This window comes from Streptomyces sp. NPDC052396 (genome assembly GCF_044593195.1).
Taxonomy (GTDB): domain Bacteria; phylum Actinomycetota; class Actinomycetes; order Streptomycetales; family Streptomycetaceae; genus Streptomyces.
In genome coordinates this window covers 255,620-272,631 of sequence record NZ_JBIUAW010000001.1, presented here as the reverse complement: position 1 = coordinate 272,631, position 17,012 = coordinate 255,620, and the positions used below count along the sequence as shown (strand labels likewise).

The window sequence follows — 17,012 nt, the reverse complement described above, 5'->3', positions numbered from 1 at the left end:
CGCACCCGCACCAGCCCCCACCACCCCCAGGTACCCCATGTTCAACCACCCCCTGCTGCTCGTCTTCCCCTTCTTCCTCCTCGCCTGCTTCCTGCTCTACTGGGCCGGCGCCCGCCACGCCTATCTGCGGCGCCCGGCGGCCGTCACCGGTGACCCCGGCGACTTCGACTGGCACTTCTTTGTGCCCTGCCGCGATGAGGAGGCGGTGGTCGCCACCACCGTCGGCCGGCTGCGCGCCGACCACCCGCGGGCCCATGTCTGGGTGATCGACGACGACAGCGACGACCGCACCGGCGCCCTTGTCGCCGAACTCGCCGAGGACGACCGGCGGGTGCACCTGGTCCGCCGCCACCGCCCCAACGCCCGCCAGGGCAAGGGCGCCGCGCTCAACGCCGCCTATGACGAGCTCAACCAGTTCCTGTCCAAGGACACCGACCGCGAGCGCGTGATCGTCTGCGTCATCGACGCCGACGGCCAACTGGACCCCAACGCCCTCAACATCGTCAGCGGCCCGGCCGGCTTCGCCACCCCCGAGACCGGCGGCGTCCAGGTCAGCGTCCAGATGCGCAACACCGGCGACCCCCGCCCGCTGCCCGGGCACGGCCGCCTGCGCAATGCCTTCGCCCGCCTGCTGGTCCGCATGCAGGACATGGAGTTCTCCGTCTCCAACGCCGGCATGCAGCTGCTGCGCGGCCGCACCGGCTCGGTGGGCCTGGGCGGCAACGGCCAGTTCACCCGGCTCTCCGCGCTGGACCGGATAGCCGAGCACGAGCGCCGCCCCTGGAAGCACGGGGCGCTGCTGGAGGACTACGAGCTGGGCCTGCACATGATCCTCGGCGGGGACCGGATAACCCACCTCACCGACACCTGGGTCTCCCAGGAGGGCCTGCCGCACGCCCGCCGCTTCCTCACCCAGCGCACCCGCTGGGCCCAGGGCAATCTGCAGTGCGTCCGCTACGCGCCGCGCATCGTCGGCTCCCGCCACTACAGCGGCAAGGGCGTGCTGGAGACCCTCTACACCTTCCTCCAGCCCGTCGCCCACCTGGTCACCCTGGCCCTGTGCGCGGTGATGTTCGTCCTGCTCGGCCTGCACGCCGCCGAGAACGGACCCGGCGAGGCGTTCTCCGGCATGCTCGCCCTGTGGCCCCTGATCCTGGTCCTCGCCGTGGTCTCGGTGCTGCCCTTCGTCCTGTGGGGCCCGGTCTACCGCCGCGACCGCGCCGCCGACCACTCGCTGCTCACCGCCCTACTGTGGGGGCTGGCACTGTGGCTGTACGCCTACCACCTGTTCCCGGTCTCCGCCCGTGGCTTCGTCCGTATGCTGCGCGGCCGCAATGGCTGGGCCAAGACCCGCCGCAATGCGGAGCACACCGGTTCCGGCCCGACCGCGATTGAGGCGTAAGTCACAGCCAATCGAGGCAACCCCGGCTAACGTTCCCCCCTCTCACCGCCGGTGACAGTTGTGCCCGGAGTCAACAGGGGCTTCGGGCGGCGGAACAGGAGCGTTGTGCGGATACCGGTACTCAGCAATCGGATGCACTTGTTGCTGCTCACCTCATGGGCCCTGCTCTGGTTCATGGTGGTCGAGCCCAGCGGCGGTTTCTCCTGGCACTACCTGCGCACCGGCGGCGAACTCATCTACCAGGGCGGCTCCTCGGGCGACGGCGGTCTCAACCTCTATGCCCGCCACCCCGAGTTGCAGATGGGCCCGATCAGCTTCCTGGTCGCCGGCCTGTTCAACCCCTTCCCCGCCGAGGTGGGCCAGGTGCTGGCCGAGGCCCTGATGTCCGCCCTGGGCCTGGTGATCCTGGTCCTGGCCGGCCGCAGCGCCGCCATGCACTTCCTGGGCACCGGCACCAACCACCAGCGACTGCGCCAGCGGGTGCTGGTCGCGGGCCTGGCCTTTGTCCCCATGTGGACCGAGGTCGCGGTCCGCTTCGCCCACCTCGACGATGTGCTGGCGCTCTTCTTCACCGCCTGCGCCGTCTACGCCCTGACCCGCTGCAACGCCGCCGCCACCGGCATCTGTATGGCCCTCGCCCTGGACTCCAAGCCCACCGCGCTGGCCTTCCTCCCACTTCTCCTGGCCCTGCCCAAGGAGCGCTGGCTGCGCGCCGGACTGTGGTGCGTGGGCCTGGTGGCCGTGGCCTGGCTGCCGTTCTTCGTGGTGGATGTGCACTCATTCGCCGCCGCGAAGTTCACCATCCCCAACAGTCCGGCCTCCGCGCTGCGTTGGCTCGGCGGCAACACCCCCGTGACCCCCGACTGGGCCCGCCCGGCCCAGGCCGCCCTGGGTCTCACCCTGGGTGCCGTGGCGGTCTGGCGCGGCCGCTGGGCCGCGGTGGTCCTGCTGGGCGCCAACGCCCGGATCCTGCTGGACCCCAGCGTCTACACCTACTACACGGCCTCGGTGCTGCTGGGCACCCTGGTGTGGGATGTGTGCGGGCAGCGGCGCCTGGTCCCGCTGTGGAGCTGGCTGGCGCTCACCGTCCTCTACGGCGGTGTCTTCCTGGTCCATGATGACCCCACCCGGGGCCTGATCCGCCTGGCCTTTGTGGCCGTATCGACCATCTACGTCCTGTTCTGGCCGCAGCGCGACCGCCGCGACCGCAACAGCCGCCGGTCCGTGGACCGGGTGCAGGAGGAACCGCTGGAAGGCCCCTGGGGCCCGATGTGGGACCCGGGCCGCAGCCGCCCCTGGGAGGCCCGCCCGACGCACCGCTCCGCGTAGACGTAGCGGCACCGCCTCAGCGGGGCCGCCCCCGGAGCCAGGCGACGATCCGGGCCACCAGCGCCATGACCAGCGCCATCAGCCCCGCCAACCCCACCAGCACCAGGATTCCGCCCTTGATCGACAGCTTCCCGGCGATCCACCAGAAGCCGGGAGACTGCCGCCCCATCCCCCACCGCAGCACCAGCCACAGCAGTCCGGCGCCCACCAGGGATCCGGCCAGGCCCAGCACAATCTGTACGGCCTTGGCGCCACGCGGCCGCCCGCCGCTTCCCTCATTCACAAGGGCGAACTATAAGTCGGCGAACCGCGCCCCGTCAGGGGCGCGGGGCAGCTGCGTCATACGGCTCCGCCGCGTGGGCGCGACCAGCCGCCTACGGCCCGCGCCCAAAACCCCACGAGCCCGGAAACGGCGAAGCCGCCACCATCGATGACGGCGGCGGCTTCGACCCCAGGATCAGCCCTGCGGCAGCGCCGCCAGCTGAGCCGTGATCCGCTCGATGTCGGCCTCCGCGGCCGCCTTCCGCTGACGGATCCCCTCGACCACCTTCTCCGGCGCCTTGCCCAGGAACTTCTCGTTCCCCAACTTCGCATCGGCCTGCGCCAGTTCCTTCTCGGCAAGGCCGAGATCCTTGGTCAGCCGCTTCCGCTCCGCCGCGAAGTCGATCGCCCCGGAGAGGTCCAGCGACACCGTGGCCCCCGCCACCGGCAGGGTGGCCGTGGCGTGGAAACCCTCCTCGGCCGGCTGGAGGCGCAGCAGCTGCCGGATGGCGTCCTCGTGCGCGACCAGCGAGGTGCCCGCCAGGTCCAGCCTGGCCGGAACCCGCTGGCCCGGCTGCAGGCCCTGGTCGGACCGGAACCGCCGCACCTCGGTGATCACCCGCTGGAGCTCCTCGATCTCCCGCTCCGCGGCCGCGTCCCGGAAGCCCGAGTCGCTGGGCCACTCGGCGACGACCACCGACTCCTTACCCGTGAGCGAGGTCCACAGCGTCTCGGTGACAAACGGGACCACCGGGTGCAGCAGCCGCAGCAGCACATCCAGCACCTCGCCCAGCACCCGGCCGGAGACCTTCGCCGGCTCGCCGCCCGCCATAAAGGTGGTCTTGGACAGCTCGACGTACCAGTCGAAGACCTCGTCCCAGGCGAAGTGGAACAGCGTGTCGCTCAGCTTGGCGAACTGGTAGTCGTCATAGAGCGCGTCCACCTCGGCGACCACGCTGTTGAGCCGCGACAGGATCCACCGGTCCGTCGCCGACAGCCGCTCCGCCGGCGGCAGTTCGCCCTCCACCGTGGCACCGTTCATCAGCGCGAAGCGGGTGGCGTTCCAGATCTTGTTGGCGAAGTTGCGCGAACCCTGGACCCAGTCCTCGCCGATCGGCACATCCACACCAGGGTTGGCGCCACGCGCCAGCGTGAACCGAACAGCATCCGAGCCGTACTTGTCCATCCAGTCCAGCGGATTGACCGCGTTGCCAAAGGACTTGGACATCTTCTTGCCGAACTGGTCGCGCACCATGCCATGCAGGGCGATGGTGTGGAACGGCGGGGTGCCGTCCATCGCATAGAGCCCGAACATCATCATCCGGACGACCCAGAAGAACAGAATGTCGTAGCCGGTGACCAGGACCGAGTTCGGATAGAACTTCGCCAGGCTCTCGGTCTTCTCCGGCCAGCCCAGCGTGGAGAACGGCCACAGACCGCTGGAGAACCAGGTGTCCAGAACGTCCGTCTCCTGGCGCCAGCCCTCGCCGCTCGGCGGCTCCTCGTCCGGACCGACGCAGACCATCTCGCCGTTCGGCCCGTACCAGACCGGAATCCGGTGGCCCCACCACAACTGCCGCGAGATGCACCAGTCATGCAGGTTGTCCACCCAGCCGAAGTAGCGGGACTCCATCTCCTTCGGGTGGATCTTCACCTCACCGTCACGGACGGCATCGCTCGCCGCCTTCGCCAGCGGCGCGGTCTTGACCCACCACTGCATGGACAGCCGCGGCTCGATGGTGGTCTTGCAGCGCGAGCAGTGGCCCACGGCGTGGACATACGGCCGCTTCTCGGCCACGATCCGGCCCTCGGCGCGCAGCGCGCCGACGATCGCCGACCGGGCCTCGAACCGGTCCAGCCCCAGGAACGGGCCGTGCGCCGTGATGACCCCGTGGTCATCCAGCACGGTCAGGCTGGGCAGGTTGTGCCGCCGCCCGATCTCGAAGTCATTGGGGTCATGCGCCGGGGTCACCTTCACGGCGCCGGTGCCGAACTCCGGGTCCACATGCTCGTCCGCGACCACCGGGATCCGCCGCCCGGTCAGCGGCAGCTCGATCTCGGTGCCGATCAGGTGCCGGTAGCGCTCATCCTCCGGGTGGACGGCCACCGCCGTGTCACCCAGCATGGTCTCCGCGCGCGTCGTGGCGACGACGATCTCCGCATCGCCCTCCCCGTACCGGATGGAGACAAGCTCGCCGTCGTCATCCTGGTACTCCACCTCGATGTCCGAGATGGCGGTCAGACAGCGCGGGCACCAGTTGACGATGCGCTCGGCGCGGTAGATCAGCTCGTCGTCATAGAGCTTCTTGAAAATGGTGCGGACGGCCTTGGACAGGCCCTCGTCCATGGTGAACCGCTCGCGGCTCCAGTCCACGCCGTCACCGAGGCGGCGCATCTGCCCGGAGATCTGCCCGCCGGACTCGCCCTTCCACTGCCAGACCCGCTCCACAAACGCCTCGCGGCCCAGGTCGTGCCGGGACTTGCCCTCCTTGGCCAGCTCCCGCTCCACCACGTTCTGGGTGGCGATGCCGGCGTGGTCCATGCCGGGCTGCCACAGCACCTCGTACCCCTGCATCCGCTTGCGGCGGGTGAGGGCGTCGATCAGCGTGTGCTCGAACGCATGTCCGAGGTGCAGGGAGCCGGTGACATTCGGCGGCGGAATGACGATCGTGTACGGCTCCTTCTCGCTCTTGGCGTCCGCCTCGAAGTAGCCCCGCTCTACCCAGCGCTCGTACAGCGGCCCCTCTACTTCGGCCGGCGCGTACTGGGTCGGCAGTTCCGGGGCGCTGTTCTGCTGCTGCTGAGTGTTATCGGTCACGCACGGAATTCTACGGGGCGGGACTGACAGCCCTCGAATCGATTAGGCACCCCGGGAGGGGGCCCCTCCCGTGCCGTCCGCGAGGATGGCCGGATGATCTCTCCCACCGGCTCCTCCGGCCGACGCGCCGGTGTCCTGATCGCCGCGGTGGCGTTGACCGGTGCACTCACCAGCGGCTGCGGGTCGGCCAAGGACGACTCCAGGCCGCACGCGGCCGGGGGAGCCACCCTCACCATCCCCGACCGCCTGCTGGACGGCCGCTTCCGCAACAACCACTTCGTCCGGGGGACGGCGGACATGTCCCAGGACCGGCAGGCGAAGGAGCTGGGCCTCGACGAGACCACGGAGGTCGGCGGCACCTTCGTCGACGACCACAAGCAGAAGCTGGCCGTCATGGGCATGTACGGCCGGATCGCCCAGCCACGCAAGACGCTCGACGCGCTGGCCGAAACGAGACAGAAGGACGACCGCAAGGACGGCGTCTCACGCACGCCCTGGACCGAGTTCCACCCGGCCGGACTCGGTGACGCCGTGCTGAAGTGCAGCACCGCCAAGAGCCGTTTCACGATGGGGTCCACCACGGTCTTCTCCGACACCGGCGACTGCGTATGGGCCGACGCCCACACCGCCGCCGTCGTCCACCTGGCGGTGGAGAAGGAGGTCCCCCAGGACGCGGACTCCGCCACCGGCGACCCGATGTCCGCGCGGCAACTGGCCACGGCCACCGGGAAAATCCGCCAGGAGACCCGGCACAGCAGCGACAAATAGGGCCTAACGCCCGGCCGTTGGCCACTGTTCCAGAACCGTTGCAGCCCCGAGCTAAAGCCGGAATAAGCCATCGGAGAATATGGCGCAACGCATAACGCCACCCCCACAGCCAGTCGAAGAGAGACAGCACACACCATGAGCTTCAACCAGCCGGGCCCCAACCCCTACGGGCAGCCGCCGCAGGGCCCCAACCCGTACGGCCAGGGCGGCGCCCCCGGCCAGCCCGGCTACGGTTACCCGCCGCCCGTGGGCCAGCCCCCGCAGCCGGGCCCGTACGGCCAGCAGCCCCCCTACGGCCAGCCCCCCGCGGCCCCCTACGGCGCCCCGCCCCAGCCGGCCCCCTACGGCCAGCCCGGCATGCCCGGCCAGCCCGGCATGCCCGGCCAGCCCGGCATGCCCGGCGCCTACCCGCCGCCGGTCCCGCCGCAGGGTGGCGGCAAGGGCAAGACCGTCGGCATCGTCATCGGCGCCTTGGTACTGGTGGGTGCGATCGCGGGCGGCGCGTTTGTGTTCCTCAAGGGCGGTGGCAGCGACGGGAAGGTGAAGCCTTACACCATCGTGCTGCCGGACACGCTGATGGACGGGAAGTACACCAAGGCGCCCGGGGGCGACAAGACCCAGTCCCAGGCGAACAACGCCAACGCGGTGAAGCACGGCATCAAGAACGGTACGAGCATCGGCGCCGGCTACACCAGCAGCGACAATCTGGGGCTGAATGTCATGGGCGTCTACGGTGAGCTGTCCGACCCCAAGAAGACGGTCGACGACATGATCTCCGAGATCGACAAGCAGCAGCAGACTGCCCCGGGCGGGGCGAAGATCGAGACCATCACGCCCTGGACCGAGTTCCACCCGAGCGGATTCGATGGCGCGGTGATGAAGTGCCGACTGCAGAAGGCGACCGTCAGCGTCATGACCACCACTGTTGAAAGCCAGACGAGCACTTGCATCTGGGCCGACTCCAGCGCCTTCGTGATGGTCCAGCAGCGGTCTTCGAAGAGCAACTCGCCCATGGGCGGCACCACCTCCTCCACCAGCGACGCAATGCCGGCCAAGGACATGGCCGATGCGACCGCCAAGATCCGCAACCAGATTCGCAAGGACAAGTAGCACTCACCACAAGGCGATTGGCCCGGAGGGACGACGACACCATGAGTCAGGACCAGCCCAACCCGTACGCCCAGCCGGGCCAGCCGCCCCAGCAGCCCAACCCCTACGCCCAGCCGGGCCAGCCCAACCCCTACGGGCAGCCGACGCCGCCGCCCCAGCCCAACCCCTACGCCCAGGGCGGCAACCCCGGCTACGGCTACCCCCCGCCTCAGCCCAACAACCCGTACGGGCAGCCGACGCCGCCCCCGCAGCAGCCCGGCCCGTACGAGGCATACCCCCAGCAGCCGCCCGGGATGTACCCGCCCCCGCCCATGCCCCCGCAGCCCGGCGGCAAGCGCACCGGCAAGACGATCGGCATAGCCGTCGGCGCACTGGTGGTCGTGGGCGCCATCGTCGGCGGCGTCCTGTATTTCACGGGCGGCAGCGGCTCCAACTCCGTTGCGGACGATGGCAAGCACTACAAGCTCACCGCGCCGGACACGGTGGCCGGTGACTTCACCAAGGACGCCTCCGAAAGCAACGACTCCCCCTTCAGCTCTTCGGACAAAGCCGATTTCGAGAAGCTGGGCGTCAAGAACCCCCAGGACGTGAGCGCCACTTACAAGTCGGGCGCGGGCCTCACCACGAAGCAGTTGCACTTCGGCGGGATCTGGGGTGACATCAAGGACCCCGAGGCCGTGGTCGACGGCATGTTCAAGACCATGGCGGACAAGGAGAAGGACGGAAAGCTGGTGGGCAGCCCGCAGAAGGTCTCGCCCAGCGGCCTCGACAACGCCGTCATGAAGTGCCAGTTCATCCAGGCGAACGATGCCTCCGCTCCGGCCGCCATGAAGAACGCCAAGATGCCGATGTGTATCTGGGGCGACCACAGCACCGTGGGCATCACGTTGTATGTGGATGCCTCGACGATGCTCGCCGGCAAGGACACCCCCATTGACCAGGCCGCCGACGTGGCCGCCAAGCTTCACCACGACGTGCGCGTCGAGATCAAGTAGCGCGCGTCACCGACGCACTCAAGCCGGGCCGACGTACCTGCCCCATGCGGCCCGGCAGCCGACGGCCCTCTGCTCGGGCGCCCCGCGCCTGGTCCACCAACAACCCCGCAGCAACTGTCCTGTGCTCACCACCCTCCCGGACGTGGCTGCAGGAGACGGCATTCCATTCACTGAACGGGAAGGCTCTGACAGGCACGACCGCTCTCCCAACTGGCCTCCCAGCCGGATTGGCCGTACCGGTGCACGGTGCTGGCGTGACGCCCGAGGGACGGTTCCCTCCCCGGCTCGCTACCGACTGGGTAACCAACCGGCCGGCGCACCGATGAGGGCAGGAGGCAAGCCCCGGGTCATGACGCCATGTTGCACCTGTCCGAGTCGCGGACGCATGTACCCGACCACACTCTCGCAGCATACTGACCGACGCTCTCACCATGGCGCACTCGCTGACGCGGTAACACCTAGCAATCAATGGTCAACACTTGGTACTCTCACCAAAGTTGATCATGCTTGTTGGGCCGCCCATACCGCGGACTAGCAGCTACCTACAGGAACGAGGGACCTCCATGCGCAAGGCGATACGCCGAGCAGCCACGGCCGTGGGCGTAGTTGTGGCGGCAGGAACGCTTCAGCTCGTCGCAACCGCTCCGGCCAGCGCAAGCCCAGGCCAATGCACTGATTACCTGGCGCACTACGGCTACAAGGTAGGCCCGAGGGTGAAGATAGCCTGCTCATTCGCTGGCGGCGAATGGGACAACATCACCAACGCTCCCATTTGCGAAAATAACCTGCGGGACCTTGGGGTTCCCGGGGACCGTGCACATTTTGCCTGCTACGCCAAGTAAAACACTTTACCCATTCATGTAAGCGGTCACTGTCGCGCACCCAACTTACCCACCATGGCGTACAGATCCGGAGCTCCTGGAAAAGACGGCGTCATCGCACCGACCACCCGGTAGCCCCATGTTTCGTACAGTGACCGCACTTTAGAGTGCGCCTGATGCACGAGGAGCGTGGCTCGCTCCTCGTGCCGCCCACAAACCAGTTCATCGTGGATCCGGCGCGCGAGGCCCGTACCGCGCCACGGCGCACGGACCATGAGTTCGGACAATGCAAAGGTTCTGGAGCCTGTTTCGCGGCTGAAGACGCTATCGAGACACGGCTCGATGGTGGACCACCAACTGGTCTCCGCACTCAGCGGGGCACCGTACGCGTAGCCAACCGCTTCCCCGCCTTCATAACCGACCACGCAATCAAACCCGGGCCGATCCGCCCAGTGGTCGAGGAATTCCGCGAACTTATCCCGTCCTGCCAGCGGATCTTCGCTGCCCAGGTAGACCTCGTCATGAACATCAAGCAAGAGCCCCCGAATCACGGCTACTTCTCCGCCGTCGTAGTGCCGCAGCTCAACGCACACATCGGTCATGACTGTCCTCCTCGGTGCCGCCTGATAGCTGACGCCACCTGATCCACCCGGCTACTGATGCGGCTGCTGGTCACCTTCTCGATCCTGACCTCCGAGATGGTCGCCGCTGCACGTTCTACGTCACCACCCGCGAGCTGTAACTCAGAAAGCAACACCGTGTAGTACGTCCGGTTGCGGCCGAACTGGGGTCCGAGTATCTCAAGTGTCTGGCTCACAAGCCGCTCCGCACGGTCATAGCGCCCGACGCTCTGGTGAGCAATGGCAGAAAGCCCGTTCAACTCGGCTGGGCTGATGAACGCAAGCCAGCTCACCGCTGTGGTTATGTCCGCACGGTCATAAGCGCGCTCAGCGGCCGCGAGATGGCGTCCCATGCCAGCCAAGTCTCCGGTGGAACCCAAGTAGTCGGCAAGACGAGCGTTCAGCAGCGTTACCATCAGAGCGTGGTGCCGAATGCGCCTGTCAGCCAAGGCGGTTCGATTGATTCGAGCGGCCTCACCCGGCCGCCCAACGAGTTCGGCCTGTGCTGCAAGGTCAGACCAGGCACGAGCCTGAGCAACAGGGTCGCCCGAAAGAAGGGTGGCCTGCAACGCCTCATCGCGCCAATGGCGAGCCTCGTCGCAACGGCCACAGTCATGCGCAGACCATCCTGCGCAAGCAGCGACAGCAGCTACGGCCAAGTAGAGGGACTTCTCGACGCGCTGACTGTACGAGCAGTGATCCAACGCGCGCTGAAGCCAGCGCACATACTCGGTAGCAGCATCAATGACCGCTCCACCACCGAGTCCGTTGAAATGAGCGTCCAAGCGAGCAACGCTCTGCTCGATCCGGTTCACGTCGCTTGAGCCGATACGCCCTCGGCGAGGGGGCTGATCTACGCCCAAGGCCGTGATCAGTGCTCCACTGAGGAACGTGCGCCTTTCCACGGGCCCCTCCTCCCCTGCCTTGTCAGACGACTGCGGTGGTGAAGGCAGTCTGGTGCTCTTCCCTCGCGGCACGAACCCCATCGCCTGTGCGGGTACGCCAAAGACCCGCTGGAGCGCCTGCAGATACCGGGTCCAGGGCCAGCGCACCTCACCGGAGACCCAACGCCTCACATGCCGGTCGGTGCAGTCCCCCGGCAAACCGAACAAGTCGGCTATGGCGCGATTAACCTCATTGGCGAGTTCCTGATGGCTCAGCCCGTGAGCCACCAGAAGCTGCTCGAGAGCGATGTTGCGCTGCCTGCCCATCCGGCCCCCGGGTTTCCCAGCCCAGCGCGACGGTAGCCCCAGTGCCAGCCGCCCCGAAGGTAGAACTGTCCGGTCGCCAGTCGGTAACTGCCCACTTTCCGTCCTGACCGCACCTCCGTCCGTCGGCGTTGACTTGGCGTGCCGCCTCGGAGTGCCTCAGAAGCACTTCGAGTGCCGCATTCCCCGCAACGCTTCTCGCGCCAGGAGTCCGCCCATGCGTCCCGACCACCATGCCCAACCACTGCCACCCATGCCCCTCATGACCGGTGACATCCCGCCCCTGGACCTGGTCACGATCCGCGCCACCACCCGCCGCGCCCTGCAAGAGCGCATCATCCACCCACCCGCCCGCGAGGTCGATGAACTGACCCGCACCCTTCGCGAGCACCTGGAGCGCATGCTCACCGAAGCCGCATCACGGGCCGCCGACGTACCGTCCGGCACCGTGGCACGCGACCGCTGGGACGCCCTCATCGAGCACGTACGCTCCGACCTCGACTTCGCCGCAGGCGAGGCACGCCCCATCCGCTGCGCGGCGCGCGCCTATATGCAAGTACTCGCCCACGACGCCCGCACCCTGGCCGACTGTCTGGACGAGTGAGGCTCGGGCGGGCGGCCACCCTCGGCCACACCCCGAGGGGACCAGGCAATACGGGGTAACCGGACCTTACGCACAAGCCCCCCACCCAGTGCTCACTTATGTCCGAAATGCGCACATCGGGATACCGGGAGTAACACCAAACCGCCCCCATTCGCTGAAAGGAGTGCAAGAGCCGCACCACCGTTGACCCGAGAGGGGATCACATGGGCTTCACTCAGCCGCATCCGCACGGTCAAGGCATCACCACCGAACAGCCGGAGTACGGCTACCTCCCGCCGGCCCAGCCCGCCAGCGCCGAAAGTCTGCTGCCGCAGCAGGGCAGCAGCGGCAAGGGCAAGGGCAAGCGGATCGGGTTGACGATCGGCACCCTGGCCCTCGTGGGTGCCCTCGGTGGCGGCGCCTACCTGTACCTCAACGGCGGCGGCAAGGTGAAGCCCTACACCATCGCGCTCCCGGACACCCTGCTCGACGGCCAGTACACCAAGGCGGCGACCACCCCCGCCCCGGACGTCAGCATCCCGCATGGCACCACGGTGGCCGCCGCCTATGGCAGCGCCAAACAAGGACTGACCGTCTCCGGCGCCTATGGCTCCATCGCCGACCCTCGCAAGGCGGTTGACGACTACGCGTCCCACCTGGACAAACAACAGCAGGCAGACGCGGACAAGATCAGCAAGAAGACGGCCGACGTCAAGACCGAAACGGTCACCCCGCTCACCGAGTTCCACCCCAGCGGGTTCGACGGAACAGTGATGAAGTGCCGGGCCATGGAACTCATTTCGACGGTCATCAGCAACACGGCCAAGGTCGAAGTCACCACGTGCATATGGGGCGACTCCAGCGCCATAGGCATCGTCCAGAACACGGTCAGCCAGAACGACAGCCCGGTCGGCATCGGTCACAGCGACGTCACCACCGATGTGATGTCCGCGCAGGATCTGTCCGATGCGACCGTCAAGGTGCGCAATGAGGTCCGCAAGGTGAAGTAGCACCCCAAGCGCACCCCGCAGCCCGGCCGGCTGCCTGGACAATGGCGTCCAGGCAGCCGGCCGATCACCCCCGAGTCAGGGTCAGGGTCAGGGCCGGACGTAAGTCCGGGTCATCATCTCCATGTTGTGCCCGTCCGGGTCACAGAAATACGCACCCCGCCCGCCGAAGAGGTCATTGATCCGCCCCGGCTCCATGTGCCGGGGGTCCGCGAAATACGTAACCCCCCGCTCCTCCAGCCACGCGATCCCCGCATCGAACCGGTCCTCCGGCACCAGAAACGCATAGTGGTGCGACTGGATGGGCTCATCGCGCTTCTCGTAGTAGTCCAGCGTCACGCCATTGCCCAACTCAACGGGGAGGAACGGCCCGAACCGCTTGCCGACCTCCAGCCCCAGCACCCCGGCGATGAACTCGGCCGAAGCCTGCTGGTCCGTGGCATAGATGGCGGTGTGGTCGAGCTGTACGACCGTGGCGGACGTGGTCTCGTGCTGCAGCTGTTGCGACATCTGCGCTGATTCTCCTGGTCTTCTCTGAAGTCTGCTGATCGCTAACCGATCGCTGAGGAAAGACGCAGAAGAATGGCGGGCCCCTGGCCCGCCTCGGGCTCAAGCCGAGGCCGGGTGCCCTACTCGTGAATGGCCCATGGCCGACCCGGCAGTCACATCAGTGATGTTACGAGCCCTCGGCGCAGCCCAGCAACTACCGTCCCCACACCCCCACATCGGCGAACGCCGCATCCGCCGGCTGCCCGCACACCTTCCCCGCCGTCTCCCCCGCGAAGCTGAACACCCCGGCCAGCTCCGGCCGTCCACCGCGCCCCCGCACCACCAGCGGGCTGCCGCTGTCGCCGAAGCACATGGTGGTCCGCTCCCGCGGATCGCGGGCGCAGAACACCGAGGCATCATCCACCACGGCCGGGGTCTGTGCCGCGCACTGGGCATGGGTACGGACGACCAGGTCACCCCGGCGCAGCACATCGCCCCTGATCTCCTGCCCCGGCCGGGACGGATCCGGTGCGGCCGTGATGCCGTGCGCATACAGGGACACGGGCGTACCGGGACGCGGCCGGTGCTTGGCCAAGGGGAGTGGCTTGACGCCCCGTACCGGTGCGCTGAGCCGGATCTCGGCCAAGTCATAGGCGGCAGAGGAGAGTTCGACGTGTGAGGGGTCCACCGGCGAGGGCAGCAGCTTGTAGCGCGGGTCCGGCCGCACTTCGCGGATGCCGCGCACCACCCCCGGGTCCCTGGACAGCACCGAGGAACCCAGGTGCACCTCCAGCACCTTGACCGCGTCCACCCCGTCCAGGCAGTGCGCCGCCGTCAGCACCCGGTCCGGCGCGATCAGCGCGCCCCCGCAGGAGGCCCGGCCCAGCAGTGGCCCGTCGCCCTTGACGGCCAGCGTCGCCAGCCAGGGCGTCGCTCCCGGCCGGGGCAACTGCGTTCCCCCGGACATCGCTTGAGCCGATCCGGCCGCCCCCAGCACAAAGGCCACGGCGGCGCCGAATGCCAGAACCCGCTTCGCTTTCACTCGTTCGCTCACCCAAGAAAAGCTAGGTGCCCATAAGCCATGAGTAATCAGCCCCCGGTCGCATCGGGGTCATCCTCGGGGGCTACGGGGGCCCCGGAGAAGCCATCGGAGAGGATGGTCCGATGCGCGCGCGCCGGGTCCACTGGCGCGCGAACACCACACACCCAAGGGGGACTCCAGACACATGGGCTTCAACCAGCCGGGCCCGTACAGCCAGCAGCCGCCGGTGCCGCCGCAGCCTCCCCAGCAGCCCAACCCCTACGCCCAGGGCGGCCAGCCTCCCCAGCCGCCACAGCCTCCCCAGGCGCCATACGGGCCGCCGCCCGAGCAGCCCAACCCCTACGGGCCGTACGGGCAGCAGCCGGCCGCACCCCCTGCGTACTACCCGCCGATGCCCCCGCAGCCCCAGCCGCCGAGCGGCTCGCACACCGGTAAGGCGGTGGCGATAGGAATCGGCGCGGTGATCCTGGTCGGGGCGATCATCGGCGGTGTGGTCTTCCTCGCCGGCGGCAAGGACTCCGGCTCGTCCGCGAAGAGCGACAAGCAGGACAAGCATGTCTCGGCCAGTGGCGGGCAGGCCACACCCACCGCCACCCCCAGCAGCAACAGCAACACCGGCATGGGCACGGGCAAGCGCTACAAGCTCACCACTCCCGACACCCTGGCCGTGGAGTTCCATAAGGTCAACGACCGTGGGGCCAAGGACTTCGACTCCGGGGACAAGGCCGACTTCGAGTCGATGGGCGTGCACAACCCGGACGGGACCAGCGCCGACTATCAGTCGGGGACGGACACCGCCACCCAGAAGCGGCTCCACTTCATCGGCGTCTGGGGCGAGATCAAGGATCCGGGCAAGGTGGTGGACAATGTGCTCGGTTCGCTACAGCGGCGGCTCGGCTCGGGGAAGGGCCAACTGGAGGGCAGCCCCCAGCAGTTCACCCCTGGCGGGCTGGACGACGATGCTGTCGTCAAGTGCCAGTACTACAACCTCCCGATCGCCAGCAAGAATCTCAAGGTCCCCCTCTGTGTCTGGGCCGACCACAGCACCACCGGCGTCACCATGCTCACCGAGGCGGCTGCCGTGCTCGCGGGCCAGGACGCTCCCCTGGACCATGGAGCGGATCTGACCTCGAAGGTCCGGCACGACGCCCGGGTCGAGATCTCCTGACCCAGGGCCGGGGAGCCCTCCCCTCCCTCGGACTCCCCGGCTCACCCGGCGGCGGCTATGCGCCCACGTTCACATAGAAGTTGTCGCCGGGGAGGATGTGGTAGGTGTCATAGAAGTTCTTCAGGATGCCGCCCTGGGAGTTGTTCTCGCTCAGCGGCACCCACTTGATGGCCCGGTTCGGCGGGGCGTAGGCCGTGCCGCCCTGGGTGGTCGAGGCGAAGGGGTACTCGTCGCAGGACGGCTGGGTGCCCTTGTCATTGGGGTCCACCTTCCACCAGATGTCGCCCGGCCCGGGCTTGACGTTGGGACCGCAGACGGCATTGCGGTTGGCATCCTTCTGGGCCTCGGTGGCGCGGGTCAGCGGGATGCTGGAGCCCGGCTTGCCGATGTTCAGTCCGGCCCGCTGGACACTGCGTATGTTGTCCCCGATGCCGGGCAGGGAGGCCATCTTGGACTGGCCCTTGTCGGAGTCGACCACCACACGCCGGGGGTCGGAGTAGACGCATCCGGCGGCGCTGCCCATAAAGTCACAGCGCCAGGAGATCTTCGAGGCCATCCCGCCCTGGTTGAAGGAGAACCCTGGCTTGTAGTAGGTCAGGCTGTAGGCGGTGCGGCCGGTGAACTGCTGACCCTTGATGACCGTGGCACGGTAAGTGAACGAGCCGGAGACCGAGTTGCCGCCGAGGTCGAACGGTGCCTTCAGCGCCCCGCCCGGCGTCGCCTGGCAGGCGGGAACGCAGGCGGCCAGCAGCGTGGTACGGATGCCGGCACCCTGCCCCCAGGTCACGGCGGGGCCGACGGTGACCTTCTCCGTCCAGGTGGTGGAGCGGAGTTCCAGGCTGGTCTCGTGGTAGGTGTGGAACTGCGCCTGCCCCACCAGTTTTGCGTCGCTCCACACATTGACGGTGATCAGGCCCCGCTCACAGAGGTGTGTGCGGAGAAAGGCATTGGTCATGGGATTGGGCACCTCGGTGCAGAACCCGGGCGGGTCACCCGGCACCCCCGCCATACGCGAGGTCGCCCCCGCCACACGAGAGCCGCGGAGGCCGGACTTCTCGATGGGCTGGAGCTCGGACTTGACGGTGAGTCTGTACGGGCCCGGTGCCGGCTTGGCCGCCGCCTGGGCCATCCCCGTACCGGACACCAGGAGCGCCAGCGCCGCCCCCGAGGCCATTACGACACGCTTGATCGTTCCCATCACGATGGGCTTCTCCCAATCGCCGCCGCGCGTCCGCCAGGGCCCCCTGCCCATGGCGTGGCGACAGCTGAGGTGAAGCTAGGGCGGCAGACCGATCAACTGAGGTAAAACTACGGCGGATTGGCCGGTTCGGCTCCTGGTATGGCCGATTCCGCCATGAGTCCCCCATGGCGCCAGCACAAAGGCGCCCGGC

16 protein-coding genes are annotated in these 17,012 nt (G+C 68.0%); 9 read left to right on the top strand and 7 right to left on the bottom strand.

Annotation, left to right across the window (positions count from 1 at the left end; all coding sequences use genetic code 11):
• The first annotated feature begins 37 nt into the window (after positions 1 to 37).
• Together ACIHFE_RS01300 and ACIHFE_RS01295 are read left to right on the top strand one after the other, a co-directional pair.
• Complete coding sequence (locus ACIHFE_RS01300) at positions 38 to 1,402, top strand: glycosyltransferase (protein ID WP_400103323.1); 1,365 nt, start codon at positions 38 to 40, stop codon at positions 1,400 to 1,402.
• A gap of 105 nt (positions 1,403 to 1,507) precedes the next feature.
• On the top strand, positions 1,508 to 2,731 hold the full coding sequence (locus tag ACIHFE_RS01295) for a hypothetical protein (RefSeq protein WP_400103321.1): 1,224 nt from the start codon (positions 1,508 to 1,510) through the stop codon (positions 2,729 to 2,731).
• Positions 2,732 to 2,747: 16 nt separating this feature from the next.
• Here the strand turns inward: ACIHFE_RS01295 and ACIHFE_RS01290 are convergent, their stop codons facing one another.
• Together ACIHFE_RS01290 and ACIHFE_RS01285 are read right to left on the bottom strand one after the other, a co-directional pair.
• Entirely contained in the window at positions 2,748 to 3,014 is a 267-nt protein-coding gene (locus ACIHFE_RS01290; RefSeq protein ID WP_400103319.1) for a hypothetical protein, read from the bottom strand.
• A 174-nt stretch (positions 3,015 to 3,188) separates the two neighbouring features.
• Complete coding sequence (locus tag ACIHFE_RS01285) at positions 3,189 to 5,810, bottom strand: valine--tRNA ligase (protein ID WP_400103317.1); 2,622 nt, start codon at positions 5,808 to 5,810, stop codon at positions 3,189 to 3,191.
• A 93-nt stretch (positions 5,811 to 5,903) separates the two neighbouring features.
• Here ACIHFE_RS01285 and ACIHFE_RS01280 point away from each other — a divergent pair, with 93 nt between their 5' ends.
• From ACIHFE_RS01280 to ACIHFE_RS01270, 3 genes are all read left to right on the top strand, one after another.
• Positions 5,904 to 6,578 (top strand): hypothetical protein, encoded by a 675-nt coding sequence (locus ACIHFE_RS01280; RefSeq protein ID WP_400103315.1) that lies wholly within the window; start codon positions 5,904 to 5,906, stop codon positions 6,576 to 6,578.
• Between the two features lie 135 nt (positions 6,579 to 6,713).
• Positions 6,714 to 7,688: a hypothetical protein gene (locus ACIHFE_RS01275; RefSeq protein WP_400103313.1), complete on the top strand. Its 975-nt coding sequence runs from the start codon at positions 6,714 to 6,716 to the stop codon at positions 7,686 to 7,688.
• Between the two features lie 41 nt (positions 7,689 to 7,729).
• Positions 7,730 to 8,683 carry a hypothetical protein gene (locus tag ACIHFE_RS01270; RefSeq protein WP_400103311.1) on the top strand — a complete coding sequence of 318 codons (954 nt, stop codon included), beginning with the start codon at positions 7,730 to 7,732 and terminating at the stop codon, positions 8,681 to 8,683.
• 868 nt (positions 8,684 to 9,551) lie between these two features.
• Here ACIHFE_RS01270 and ACIHFE_RS01265 read toward each other — a convergent pair.
• On the bottom strand, positions 9,552 to 10,106 hold the full coding sequence (locus tag ACIHFE_RS01265) for a GNAT family N-acetyltransferase (protein WP_400103309.1): 555 nt from the start codon (positions 10,104 to 10,106) through the stop codon (positions 9,552 to 9,554).
• Positions 10,103 to 10,540, bottom strand: coding sequence for a hypothetical protein (locus ACIHFE_RS01260; RefSeq protein WP_400103307.1), 438 nt, complete (start codon positions 10,538 to 10,540; stop codon positions 10,103 to 10,105). Before ACIHFE_RS01260 ends, ACIHFE_RS01265 begins: the two co-directional genes overlap by 4 nt.
• A 6-nt stretch (positions 10,541 to 10,546) precedes the next feature.
• Here ACIHFE_RS01260 and ACIHFE_RS01255 point away from each other — a divergent pair, with 6 nt between their 5' ends.
• From ACIHFE_RS01255 to ACIHFE_RS01245, 3 genes are all read left to right on the top strand, one after another.
• On the top strand, positions 10,547 to 10,948 hold the full coding sequence (locus ACIHFE_RS01255) for a hypothetical protein (RefSeq protein ID WP_400103305.1): 402 nt from the start codon (positions 10,547 to 10,549) through the stop codon (positions 10,946 to 10,948).
• 601 nt (positions 10,949 to 11,549) lie between these two features.
• Positions 11,550 to 11,936 carry a DUF6415 family natural product biosynthesis protein gene (locus ACIHFE_RS01250; RefSeq protein ID WP_400103303.1) on the top strand — a complete coding sequence of 129 codons (387 nt, stop codon included), beginning with the start codon at positions 11,550 to 11,552 and terminating at the stop codon, positions 11,934 to 11,936.
• Between the two features lie 203 nt (positions 11,937 to 12,139).
• Positions 12,140 to 12,925, top strand: a complete 786-nt coding sequence (locus ACIHFE_RS01245; protein ID WP_400103302.1) for a hypothetical protein — start codon at positions 12,140 to 12,142, stop codon at positions 12,923 to 12,925.
• A gap of 87 nt (positions 12,926 to 13,012) precedes the next feature.
• On the opposite strand, the gene ACIHFE_RS01240 is transcribed toward ACIHFE_RS01245, so the two are convergent.
• Complete coding sequence (locus ACIHFE_RS01240) at positions 13,013 to 13,432, bottom strand: VOC family protein (protein WP_400103300.1); 420 nt, start codon at positions 13,430 to 13,432, stop codon at positions 13,013 to 13,015.
• Between the two features lie 193 nt (positions 13,433 to 13,625).
• On the bottom strand, positions 13,626 to 14,465 hold the full coding sequence (locus ACIHFE_RS01235) for a S1 family peptidase (RefSeq protein ID WP_400103299.1): 840 nt from the start codon (positions 14,463 to 14,465) through the stop codon (positions 13,626 to 13,628).
• A gap of 172 nt (positions 14,466 to 14,637) precedes the next feature.
• Here ACIHFE_RS01235 and ACIHFE_RS01230 point away from each other — a divergent pair, with 172 nt between their 5' ends.
• Positions 14,638 to 15,621: a hypothetical protein gene (locus tag ACIHFE_RS01230; protein WP_400103297.1), complete on the top strand. Its 984-nt coding sequence runs from the start codon at positions 14,638 to 14,640 to the stop codon at positions 15,619 to 15,621.
• Between the two features lie 55 nt (positions 15,622 to 15,676).
• Here the strand turns inward: ACIHFE_RS01230 and ACIHFE_RS01225 are convergent, their stop codons facing one another.
• Positions 15,677 to 16,819, bottom strand: a complete 1,143-nt coding sequence (locus ACIHFE_RS01225) for a NucA/NucB deoxyribonuclease domain-containing protein (RefSeq protein ID WP_400103295.1) — start codon at positions 16,817 to 16,819, stop codon at positions 15,677 to 15,679.
• Positions 16,820 to 17,012: the final 193 nt, after the last annotated feature.